Source organism: Methylacidimicrobium tartarophylax (genome assembly GCF_902143375.2).
Classification (GTDB): domain Bacteria; phylum Verrucomicrobiota; class Verrucomicrobiia; order Methylacidiphilales; family Methylacidiphilaceae; genus Methylacidimicrobium; species Methylacidimicrobium tartarophylax.
On sequence record NZ_CABFVA020000116.1, the window covers coordinates 57,472 to 69,185 of the forward strand.

9 protein-coding genes are annotated in these 11,714 nt (G+C 60.0%); 6 read left to right on the forward strand and 3 right to left on the reverse strand.

From position 1 onward, the window contains the following. Positions 1-26: 26 nt before the first annotated feature. Both MAMT_RS10130 and speA read right to left on the reverse strand, forming a co-directional pair. Positions 27-1,466, reverse strand: a complete 1,440-nt coding sequence (locus MAMT_RS10130) for an FAD-linked oxidase C-terminal domain-containing protein (RefSeq protein WP_246186648.1) — start codon at positions 1,464-1,466, stop codon at positions 27-29. A 145-nt stretch (positions 1,467-1,611) separates the two neighbouring features. Further along, positions 1,612-3,582: a biosynthetic arginine decarboxylase gene (speA, locus tag MAMT_RS10135; RefSeq protein WP_142660914.1), complete on the reverse strand. Its 1,971-nt coding sequence runs from the start codon at positions 3,580-3,582 to the stop codon at positions 1,612-1,614. A gap of 124 nt (positions 3,583-3,706) precedes the next feature. On the opposite strand from speA, the gene MAMT_RS10140 reads away from it, so the two are divergent. Further along, on the forward strand, positions 3,707-4,201 hold the full coding sequence (locus tag MAMT_RS10140) for a bifunctional nuclease family protein (RefSeq protein WP_178087075.1): 495 nt from the start codon (positions 3,707-3,709) through the stop codon (positions 4,199-4,201). Between the two features lie 22 nt (positions 4,202-4,223). Here MAMT_RS10140 and MAMT_RS10145 read toward each other — a convergent pair whose 3' ends face one another. Then, positions 4,224-5,108, reverse strand: coding sequence for a TerC family protein (locus MAMT_RS10145; protein WP_142660916.1), 885 nt, complete (start codon positions 5,106-5,108; stop codon positions 4,224-4,226). 83 nt (positions 5,109-5,191) lie between these two features. On the opposite strand from MAMT_RS10145, the gene panC reads away from it, so the two are divergent. The 5 genes from panC (at position 5,192) to MAMT_RS10170 (ending at position 11,434) form a co-directional block, all read left to right on the forward strand. Then, a complete protein-coding gene (gene panC, locus MAMT_RS10150; RefSeq protein WP_142660917.1) occupies positions 5,192-5,968 on the forward strand; it encodes a pantoate--beta-alanine ligase in 777 nt (258 codons plus the stop codon). Beyond that, complete coding sequence (locus MAMT_RS10155) at positions 5,956-7,005, forward strand: N-acetylmuramoyl-L-alanine amidase family protein (RefSeq protein WP_142660918.1); 1,050 nt, start codon at positions 5,956-5,958, stop codon at positions 7,003-7,005. The genes panC and MAMT_RS10155 overlap by 13 nt, the downstream gene beginning before the upstream one ends. Before the next feature lie 95 nt (positions 7,006-7,100). Then, entirely contained in the window at positions 7,101-8,288 is a 1,188-nt protein-coding gene (locus tag MAMT_RS10160) for a sensor histidine kinase (RefSeq protein ID WP_246186646.1), read from the forward strand. Between the two features lie 8 nt (positions 8,289-8,296). After that, positions 8,297-9,664, forward strand: a complete 1,368-nt coding sequence (locus tag MAMT_RS10165; RefSeq protein ID WP_142660920.1) for a sigma-54-dependent transcriptional regulator — start codon at positions 8,297-8,299, stop codon at positions 9,662-9,664. A 99-nt stretch (positions 9,665-9,763) separates the two neighbouring features. After that, positions 9,764-11,434: an outer membrane beta-barrel protein gene (locus MAMT_RS10170; RefSeq protein ID WP_246186647.1), complete on the forward strand. Its 1,671-nt coding sequence runs from the start codon at positions 9,764-9,766 to the stop codon at positions 11,432-11,434. The last annotated feature ends 280 nt before the right edge of the window (positions 11,435-11,714 follow it).

Genomic DNA, 11,714 nt, shown 5'->3' on the forward strand with positions numbered 1-11,714 from the left:
CCTCTGCAGGATCGGTTGTTAGGACCTCAGAACCGTTCGATCCCGGGAAAAGGCAGCGTTCCCCGATGGACATGCATCGCCCCCAACTCGGCGCACCGATGGAGCAGAGGAACCGCCTTGCCCGGGTTGAGGATGCCTTCGGGATCGAAGGCATCCTTGATGCGATGGAATTGCGCCAGTTCTGCTGCGCGAAACTGGATGCACATCTGGTCGAGCTTTTCCACTCCGACGCCATGTTCCCCGGTGATCACTCCGCCGAGTTCTACGCAGAGCTCCGAGATCCGGCCTCCGAGGCTCTCGGCCCGCTTGAGTTCATCGGGCCGGCTCGCATCGTAGAGGATCAGGGGATGCAAGTTCCCGTCTCCCGCGTGGAAGACGTTCGCCACCGGCAGCCCATATTCCGCCGAAAGCCGAGCGATGCGGCGCAGGGCTTCCGGCAAGGCCCGGCGGGGAATGGTGCCGTCCATGCAATAGTAATCGGGGGCCATCCGCCCGGCGGCTGGGAACGCCGATTTCCTCCCTTTCCAAAGCAAAAGCCTTTCTTCCTCGGAGCAGGAGAGACGCAAGAAATAGGCTCCGCTCTCTCGCAGCTGCTCTTCGGCGAGGGCGATCTGTTCGTCCACCTCCTCGGGCGGTCCGTCGCACTCGCAGAGAAGGAGGGCGGCCGCGTCCATCGGATAGCCGGCGTGGACAAACTCCTCGGCTGCCCGGATGGCTAAATTGTCCATCATTTCCAAGGCCGCCGGAACGAATCCCCGGCCAATCAGCTTTCCCACCGCCGCGGCGGCGGAGTCGACCGAGGCGAAGGCGGCGACGATCAAGCGAGCCAAGGGGGGGCGCGGCAAGAGACGGACCGTCGCCTCAACGACCACCCCGAGCAGGCCTTCCGATCCGACGAAGAGGGCCAGGAGATCGAAGCCGGCCGAGTCGAGCGCTTCCGCCCCCAGGGTCAGCAACTCCGCCTCTGGGGTGAGAATCTTGACGGCAAGGACGTTATGAACGGTCAACCCGTATTTCAGGCAATGAAGGCCGCCCGCGTTTTCCGCAATGTTCCCTCCGATCGTGCAGGCGACTTCGGAGGAAGGGTCCGGAGCGTAGAAGAGGCCGTGTGGAGCGGCGGCTTCCGAGATCGCCCGATTGGTCACCCCGGGTTCGACTCGTGCCGTTCGGTTGAGAGGATCGAGCGCAAGGATCTTCCGAAACCGGGCCATGCTCAGGAGCAGGCCGCCGCTTCTGGGGAGAGCTCCTCCCGACAAACCGGTTCCCGCACCTCGGGGAATGACCGGCAGGCGCAGCGCGCAGCAGACGCGAAGGATCTCCTGGACTTGGGCGATCGATTCCGGGATCGCCACCGCCAAGGGGGTCTCCCGGTAGGCGGTCAGTCCGTCGCACTCATACGGCCGCAACTCCTCCGGCTCGGAAAGCACGGGGCAACCGGGGATCGCGCTTCGCAGCCGCCGCAAAATTTCTTGCGGCGAGCAGGAGCGGGAGGCCGCTCCATGGGCCTCCTGTGCGCCGCCTCCGCGCAGGAAGGAGGCAAGAGGCGAAGGAGTCACAAAAGACGAATGCCTCGAATCCGTTTCTTTGACAACTCCACCCTCCGCACACTGGTTACCCAGTGACTAGAGAAGGCAGCGGCGCAGGAGGCAGGGCAAGGCTGGTCGGATACGCAAATTCGAGGTAGGTCGGATGGCGCAACCCGGACTCGTAAAAGTCCAGGAGGCGCATGCCTTCGTTCGGCTTCAGCACATCCCCCTTGATGGCGGCATCGATCTGTGCCTTGAAGGCCCGCTGAAGAGCATGGGTCTCGTACTGAACCGAGGCCAGGGCCTCCGCGATCGTGAGGGCTGGGATGGTTTCCTCGATGTAGAAGCCCTGTGGTTCGTCGGCATCGAGAAAGACGTGCGCCTCGTTGACTCTCCCCAAGAGATTGTGCAGATCGCCCATGATGTCCTGGTAGGCACCGATCAGAAAAATACCGACCAGATAGGGCTTCCCCGTAAAATCATGAAGGGGCAGAGTGCTCTGGATAGCGTCGTCGCCATCGATAAACGTCGAGATCTTGCCATCGGAATCGCAGGTGATGTCGGCCAAAATGGCTCGACGGGTCGGCGGCCGGTGGAGCTCGTGGATGGGAACGATCGGGAAAACCTGGCCGAGCCCCCAATAATCGATCAAGGATTGGAATACGGAAAAATTACAGAGAAATTGATCGCAGAACGAATTGCCGAGCTTGCGAATTTCTTCCGGAATCTGCTTTGTCCCTTCGTAGAGAGAGAGAACTTCTTTGCTGATTTCCCAGTAGAGCGTTTCGACATGCGCTTTGGTGTGGAGATCGAGAAGGCCGAGATCAAACATGGAAAGCGCATCTTCCTTGACCTGAAGCGCGTCATGATAATGCTCCAAACGATTCTTCCGGCTCAAAAGCTGCTTCTTCACATCAAGCAGTTCCCGGACGAGCTTATGGGGCTCCGTCTGCTGCGGCGTGGCAGCAAGAGTCCTCTCCTTTTCAATGGATCCAAAGGTGTCGACGACGAGAACCGAATGGTGTGCGGCGACGGCTCGCCCGCTCTCGGTGACTAGGCAGGGGTGAGGGACCTTCTCCTCGTCACAGACTTCCGCCACATTGTAGACTACGTCGCGCGCATACTCTTGCAGAGTGTAGTTGATGCTCGAGTCGGTCGAACGGCTCCCGTCGTAGTCGACTCCCAGGCCGCCGCCCGCATCAAGGTAGGCGAGCGGAAATCCCAATTGGCGGAGGCGGGCGTAGTAGCGGGCGGCCTCGCGTACGGCGCGCTTGATGGTAATGATGTCGGGGATTTGAGAGCCGATATGGAAATGGACGAGTTGCAGGCAGCGTTCCATTCCGCATTGGCGCAGGCGATCGGTTACATCGAGCAGTTCCTGGGTGGACAGGCCGAACTTTGCGCTTTCGCCGCTGGAAAGAGCCCAGCGCCCCCTCCCTTTTGCCGATAGACGGATGCGCACGCCGAGGAGGGGGTCGACCTCCAACTTGCGCGCGGCCTCGAGCGCGACCTCGAGTTCCGCCGGCTTTTCCAGGACCAGAAAGATCTTCTTCTTGAGCTTGCGGCCCAGAAGGGCGGTTTCGACGAAGAGACTGTCCTTGAAGCCGTTACAGATGATCAAGCCTTCCGGGTCCCGGTGGAGGGCAAGGGCGGCAAAGAGCTCCGGCTTGCTCCCGACCTCCAAGCCGTGATGATAAGGAGAGCCCGCGTCGAGGACCTCTTCCACGACTTCTTGGAGCTGGTTGACCTTAATTGGGAAAACGCCGCGGAACCGTTCGCAGTAGCCTGCTTCCTCGATTGCTTCGGCGAATGCTCGGTTCAGGCTTTCGACCCGGTGGCGAAGGATGTCTTGAAAGCGGAGGAGGAGTGGGAATTGCAGTTTGCGCCCCCGCGCCATTTCGACCACTTCGAGCAGGTCGATCTCCGGACCACCGTCCTGCAGCGGGCGAACGGTCATGTGACCCGCTTCATTGGCAGAGAAGTATCCCGCACCCCATCTCGGAATTTGATAGGTCTGCAGGGCTCGGTGGATGTTCCACGGGATTTTCGCGCTCATCGGTCTCCCTTTATAAAAATCTCTCTCGTCTTTTCGCAATCTCGGGGAAAGAGAAACTTTCCGCTTAGGAGTCGAGGCATTCGCGGCAGCTTGCGAAGGGGCGGGATTGTGGTACGAAGGAGGTGTGAAGAATGATCTCGTCTCCGTCGAGGTCGTCGGAATCCTCCCGACCGGCCCTCAGGGTTTCGCCGTTTTCCTGGGCAATGAGGAGAAGGTATTCGTGATCAATGTCGATAGCTATGTCGGCCGTGCGATTATGGCGGCACTCCGCGGCGAGCGCAACGAACGGCCGCTGACCCACGAGCTGGTCGGCTTGATTTTCGAGGGGTTTTCGATCGGCATAGACCGAGTCATCATCAACGACCTGCGAAACAATACCTACTTTGCGCGGCTTCTTCTGCACGCGGAAAGCGAGGTGCATAAGAAGATGATCGAAATCGACGCTCGTCCCAGCGATTGCCTGACACTCGCCTTGCAAGCCAAGCGCCCGATTCTGGTCGCCCGCGAAGTCTGGGACGAAGTAGAGGACATGAGCGAGCTTCTGGAGAAGATGCGCGAGGCGCAACGCAAACAGCAAGAGCCGCCTGACGAACCGTTCTTCGGCGGCGAGACCAAATAGATCATGGTCCGCCCTGGTTGCGTCAACTCTTTCGCCTGGCGGAGGCGAGGAATGCTCCGAGGAAGAGAGAGGCGATCAGGACGGCGGTATTGAGCGTTGGGACCGAGAACCACGGTTTGAGACAGAGTTCTCCGCCCATGAGCGCCAGAACCCACGGGATCGCCCGGTTGAGCCACTGCAGGTTGTCCGCCGCGTGCTGCACGAGCGGGTAGAGGGAGCGGAGTCCCATGACCGCGCAAAGATTGGCCGGAAAGACCACGGTGGGATCGAGCGTGATGGCAAATGCCGCAGGAACGGAATCCAAGGCGAAAAGCAGGTCGGCGAACTCGATCGACAGGAGGGCAAGCAGCCGCGGAGACCGCAGGGTCCGGCCGCACCGGACAAGGAGCCCGCGGGATCTCTCTTCCTCGCTCGGGGGAATCAGGGTGCCGAGCAGTCGTGCTCCCGGGATCACGGACCCCGAGTCTGGGTTGCGGGAGAGTCGGACCGCCGCGACGAAGAGCAGGATCCCCAACAGCGGGAAGACGGCTTCGTACGTTCGAAGCAGGCTCAAGCCGGCCCAGATCAGCAAGGCACGCAGCAGGACGGCCAGGAGAACGCCTACGGTCAGTAGATGTCCCTGGGCGGCACCCCGAATATGGAAAAGACGGAATGTCCCATAAAAAGCGAAGAGATTGTCGATGCTCAGGAGATATTCGAGGCCATACATGGCTCCAAAGTCGAGAGCCGCGGAAAGTCCGCGCGTCTTCCCTAGGTAGCCGCCGTAGGCCGCGGAAAATGTCAACCAGAGAAGGCTGAGAAGCAGAGCGCGGCGCAGAGGTCTCTTGCCCAAGCTTCTGGCCAAGCCCGCTTCGAGCAGCGCGAGCAGGGTGAGGAGGCCGAAGAACCAAAAGAGGAAAGAACTCATGGGAGCCGGAACGGGCGGCTTCTTTTGGGCGCGAGGGTTCGATCAACGCAAGGAAAAATGGTGCCGGCGGAAGGAGGATAAGGATGCAGCTCGTCGAGGATCCAGAAGAGATGCAAGCGGTTGGACTCCGTCTGACGCAAGGCGGTGCTTCCTCCGTGTTGGTGCCAACCATGGGGGCGCTCCATCCTGGACATCTCTTCCTCATCCAAAAAGCGCGGCAAGAGGGAGCACCCGTGATCGTCAGCGTCTATGTCAATCCCTTGCAGTTCGGCCCAGGAGAAGACCTGGCTGCGTATCCGCGGACGACAAAGGCGGACGTGCAGGCCTGCGAAGCGGCGGGCGTGGATCTTCTCTTTGCTCCCCGGACTCTCTATGCGGACGACCATTCGACCTATGTCGGGGAAGAAGTCCTCTCTTCCGGCCGGTGCGGAAGAAGCCGGCCTGGCCACTTTCGAGGAGTGGCGACCGTGGTCGTGAAGCTCCTCAACCTGACTCAGGCGGCGGCGGCGGTCTTTGGATGGAAGGATGCGCAGCAACTTTCCGTGATCCGTCGCGTGGTGCGCGATCTCGCCCTCCCCGTCCGGATCGTCCCGGTGGAAATTCAGCGGGATCGGGACGGGCTGGCATGGAGCTCAAGGAACCGGTATCTTTCGACAGAGCAGCGGAATCGGGCGGCTGCCTTCCCTCGCATCCTCGAGGAGGCGGCTCGGCGTCCGGATGGCTGCGTCTGGGCGGCGGTCGAGTTGAACAAGAGGCCGGGGTTTCGCGTCGATTATGTTGAAGAAGTGGACGGTCGCGTGTGCGGAGCCATCTGGATCGATGAAGTTCGGTTGATCGACAATTTTCCATGTGCAAGCTGATTCGAGCTGTGCTTTTTGCGGCTGCCGTTCTTCTGACGCCGGCTCTCGCTAAGGCAGAAGGCGATACCGGGTGGCATCTTGCGACCATCGGCGGGCGAGAATATGTGCCGCTCGAGGAGTTTTGCCGCTTTTATCGGCTCTCGGCCGTGGAGCCGTTGCCAGGGGAAATTCATCTGTCCGGGAACGCAGGGACCGTGGATGGGAAGCACGGAAGACCATATGTCTTCATCGACGGCATCCGACACACGCTCTCCTTTCCTCTGCTCGAAAGAGATCGACAATGGTACGTTTCCCGCACCGACCTTTCCTGCTTGTTCGATCCCATTTTTCGTCCTTCCCGCGTTCCGGTTCGGTTTTCGTTCCGGGGCGTCGTGATCGATCCTGGGCATGGCGGCGAGGATAAAGGAGCGAGAAGCCGAAACGGCCGATACGAGAAGGAGTACACCTTGGACACGGCGCGCCGGCTGGGGAAGATTCTCCGCTCCCAAGGCTTTCCCGTCGTCTTTACCCGAACGAGCGACGTCTTCGTTCCCCTGGAAGAGCGAGTACGGATTGCCCAGGCCTACCCGGACTACGTCTTTGTCAGCCTCCATTATAACCAGTCGGAGCCGAGCGGGCACGGAGTCGAGACCTACTGTCTCGCGCCTCGGGGAGCCCCGTCGAGCAATAATGGAACCTGGGTGCGACGGGTCGACTATCTGTCCCTCCCGGGAAACGGCAACGACCTGCTCAATACACTCTTGGCCCACGAAATCCATTTGGAGCTTGTCCGCTTGCGCCCCGACGATCCAGAGATGGACCGGGGGTTTCGGCGTGCTCGGTTCGTGGTGCTTCGGGACAATCCGCTGCCCGGAGCTCTGGTGGAAGGAGGTTTTCTGTCCGACCCGATGGATTCGTCCTGGATCGATCGACCGGAGTATCGACAGCGGCTGGCCGAGGCCGTGGCTCGCGGGCTGGGCCATTTCTTTCAAGCGACCGAGGTGCGCGCGTCCGCAACCCGCGCGATCTCCGTGAAGCGCGGATCGGAGCTACAGTAGAGCCACAAAGGGATGCGGATTCCCTTGAGCAGGGCTCGACCCGTGCCGGTTTCTCGACTAGATTTCCCACGGGCGGCGCGGGTATGGCACTCGGGATGAGCTTGCGGGATTCGTTCTTAAACAAACTTCTCGGACGGATCGAACGGCTCGGTCCGACAGAGATCCAAAACTATCTCCGGCGACTGGCCCAGGAGAAGGGGTTTCTGGAGACGGTTTTTAATGCGCTCCAGGAAGGGATTTTGGTGGTCGATGTCCGGGGGAAAATCTTGTACGGGAACCAGAGCGCAGAGCGCCTCCTGGAAATCGATCGGGCAGGGGTTCTGGGCAAATCGCTCGGCCGCTATCTTCCCGACGTTGATTGGCCGTCCTTGTTCGCTTCTCGCCAGATCTTCAGCCGAGATCTGCAAATCACCTACCCGGAGATGCGTTATCTAAACTGTTCGGCCGTCCCGCTCGAAAAAGGACCGGACGGGAGAGATGCTTTCGTCGTCATCATCTATGACATGACCGCCAATCGGGAGAAGACTCTGGAGATGATCGAATCCGAAAAGCTCAACGCCCTCACCCTGCTTGCGGCCGGAGTGGCGCACGAGCTCGGAAATCCGCTCAACTCCCTCCAGATTCATACGGAGCTCCTCCAGAGGGAGCTTGTGGGTAGGAAAACGCGGCGCGCGGTTGTCGAATCCCTCACGGCCATCCGGTCCGAGTTGCATCGACTCGATGTGATCGTCAATCAGTTCCTTCGGGCGATTCGGCCTGCCTCTCCCAAGCTGGAGTGGATTGTTTTGAACGAGGTCGTGCGAGATGCGGTCTCCTTCCTGACCCCCCAGATGGACAATCGCGATGTCGTGGTCGAGATGGAGTTGGCCAAGAACATGCCCTTAGTCCGCGCGGATCGGGATCAACTAAGACAGGCGTTTTTCAATGTGATGAAAAACTCGCTGGAGGCGACGGATCGCGGCGGAATGCTGGGAGTTCGGACAGAGCTGTCGGACGCTCATTTTCTGGTCAGTTTTCAGGATAACGGATCCGGGATGTCGGTGGCGGAGATGGGCCGGGCATTCGAGCCTTATTTTACGACCAAGCAATCCGGCACCGGGTTGGGTCTCTTGGTGGTGCGTCGCATCGTGCGGGAGCATGGCGGGGAAATCCAGTTGGAAAGCCGCGAAGGAAAAGGAACAACGGTACGCATCCTTCTGCCACGGAGCGAGCGGCGAGTCCGCCTCTTGCCGATGAGATCCGAGCAGGAGGACGAGGGGACAAAAGGCGAGGAGAAGTCCTGACCTCTTCGATGCACGATCTTCCTGGATTGCTGATTGTCGACGATGAACGCAACGCCCGCGAGGGCCTCCGCCGTGCCTTCTCGGAGGAGTTCGAAACCTATACGGCCGAGGACGTGGAGGCTGCGAAGAGCGTCTTGGAGAACGAGGCGGTCGATGTCGTCTTGCTCGATCTTCGCCTTGGGAAAGAATCGGGGTTGGATCTGCTCGATTTTAGCCGGAATCTCCCGACTTCCCCCGTCTGCGTGATGATGACCGCCTACGGCTCGGTCGACAACGCCGTGGAGGCGATCAAGCGGGGAGCCTACGACTATGTCACCAAGCCGCTTGACTTGGGAAAGCTCGAAATCGTTCTGCGGAGAGCGGTCCGATCCCGGCAGGTGGAGACGGAGAATCAAAATTTACGGGAGCAGCTCGGACGGAAATTCGGCTTGGATCGAATCATCGCGAGATCCGCGGCGATGGTCCCTGTAGTCGAAAAGATCCGACAGGTCGCCGGAAGCCGCGCCACGGTGCTCTTGGAAGGCGAGAGCGGAACCGGCAAAGAACTTGCCGCCCACGCTGTTCACCTGTTGAGTCCCCGCCGCGCCTTCCCCTTCGTTGCCGTTCATTGCGCCGCCCTCTCGCCCCAACTGCTGGAAAGCGAGCTTTTCGGCCATGAGCGAGGAGCCTTTACCGGAGCCGTGGAGAAGAGGCTCGGACGCTTCGAGGAAGCGCATCGGGGCACCATCTTTCTCGATGAGATTGGAGAGATCGATGCAACGACGCAGGTCAAGCTTTTGCGGGTTCTCGGGGAGCGGGTCATTCAGCGGGTAGGGAGCAACAAGGCGATCCCCATCGACGTTCGAGTTATCGCTGCGACCAATCGCAGTCTGGAGCAGATGACCGCGGACGGCTCTTTTCGCGAAGACCTCTTCTTTCGTCTCAATGTGGTGCGCATCGTCTTGCCGCCCCTGCGGGAGCGAAAGGAGGATCTTCCCCTTCTCTTCCAGGACTTCATCGGCGAGTTCGCGCGGGAAAACGGGAAGAGAGTCAGCGGTCTGACGAAAGAAGCGGAAAAGATTCTCTGCGATTATGACTGGCCGGGCAACGTACGGGAGTTGCGCATGGCCCTGGAACATGGGGTCGTCATGGCGCAAGGACCCCGAGTGACGCGGGAGGATCTTCCGGAAAGAATTTGTACTCCTTCCCTTCTTCGCCCTGCACGCAACATGGCGCCCGCATCGATGACCCTGCGTGAGGCGGAAAAACAGTGGATTCTTCAGGCACTCCGCTCCTGCGGAGGGAACCGAAGCGCAGCCGCTCGGAAGTTGGGCATCAGCCGAAAGACTCTCCTGCGCAAGATCGCCGAAAAGCAACTGGAAGATCGCGTTCTCTGATCTGCCGGTTGACGTCGCGATTGCGAGCAAAGCGGTAAAAAGCTAGCGAAGGAGACCGACAACGGCTTTGATCGGCTGTTGATGCGGGGAGACTCTCTTTTGATTCCCGACCCCGTCCGTCCCCGGGGTAGAGTCGTTGATGCGAAAGGAGAACGCAGCAGCCGGCGGAACCGGTGCGTCGCCTTCGTCTGGGTTGCCTTATCTTCCTTGCTGCTGGCCGGCACGGCCCTGCCTCCCCTGTTCGGTTCTCCCAGCGGTCAGAGCAATGCCGATCTGACGGCTCCCCAGGGAACGGAGAACGAAGGAGAGATGATGCGTCTCCAACGGATTTTGGAAGAGCAGGGAATGGCCGTGAGCTCGCCATCGCCGGGCGTCAAGCTGGGAGGGTATGTGGACAGCGCCTTCGAAATGAACTTCGTCAACGCTCCATCCTTCAACCAGGTGCCGCGTTTTGCGGCACCGACGGCAGCGGGAGGAAGTCGGCTGGCCCGGGGCTATCCCCTCCTTCCGATGCGCTTGGCGGACGACGGCATTCCGGGCGGCGGCTTCAATCTCAACCAGCTGAAGCTCTGGTCGGAAAAAGAACTGACGGCGGAGAACCGATGGGATGCCGGCTTTCGCATGGACCTCATGCTGGGCCAGGATGCTGCCTTGGGGGTGCCCGACTTCCTTTCCGGAGCCGGATCGTCCAGTTCGACGGGCATGGGATTCAACACCAGTGAAGTCTTCCTGGAGCAGGCCTACGTCCAGTTTCAAATTCCGATCGGGGATCGGAAGCTTGAGGTTCATGTCGGCAAGTTTGCGGCTCCGATCGGCCTCGAGGTTCTCGAGCGGCCGGCAAACTTCAACATGACCTACGGCCTTTTCTTCAACAATGTCGAGCCCTTCGTGCTGGTTGGAACGCAGTTTATCTTTCGCGTGGACGATTGCTGGACGGTTCGAGGAGGGGTGACCGACGGAGGGTTTAACGTGGGCCGAAGCGGGTACCCTTTTTTTGGAATGGTGAACAACTCGATTAGCGGTCTCTCGTCCTTTCTTCTGACGTTCAACCTCGACTACGTCTCTGCCGACAAGAGCTTCGTTAACACCTATGGGATGCTCTACGGACCGCACGGAACGAATCCTCCCGGTTTCGGCACATCACCTGGAATGGAGAATGGCGCCTACTACCCCGGGGCCTATGCAAACGGGGATATCGTTCCGGGGCCCTATAACTCTCCGGGAACTTACATGGAGTTTAACGACTATGGGATCTGGACTCCTTCCTTCGTCTATCGCCGCCGGCTGCAGCTTGCCTACGAGCTCATCGGCGGCTTTTACAACAACGCCGTCGCGCCGGCGGGAATTACCGGCTTGAGTCCGGCGACCGAAACCGCCTTGGGGATCTTCCCGCTCTTTCCCTATTCCTCTGGTTACGGCGGTCCTACCAACTGGATGGGCGCCGGGATCTACCAGATTTATCGCTTCAATCCGCTCGTCAGCTTGGCGCTGCGGGAGCAGTGGTTGCAGGCTTCCGGCAATAGCTACCTCGAGGGGATGATCGCTCCGACGAACATCTATAGCGCAACGATGACCCTCCGCTTTGATCTGGCGGATAACTTCATGGTGCGGATGGAAGCTCGCATGGATTGGGGCGACAACATGATGAACTATTACGCTCCCGCCAACGGCATTCCTCCGGCCGACGTCGGTCTCGCCGGCAATGGACTCGTAGGCACTTCGAGCGGTCCCTTCTTTTTCTCAGGACTGGAGGCCGCTTACACCTTTTAGCGCTGATCAGCCGTTCAAAAAAACAATGGCACGCATTCTGCTTTCTCCATCGGCGACTGGATCGGGCATGTCCTGGTGGATCACGGATCCGACCGGGCTGCGCGAGCAGAGGAAAAGGGGGGAGGATGAAACGGACCGGGCACGGAAAAGAACTGGCGTTAGCTTTTTTGGGGGTTCTGGGGGCTTGGCTCGCGGGGCTGCTCCCGGCGTTGGCTGTCGAGGAATCGGCGAGTGCCAACTCCTCTGGGACGGCAACCAGCGGAGGCCAGAGTTCCTCGAA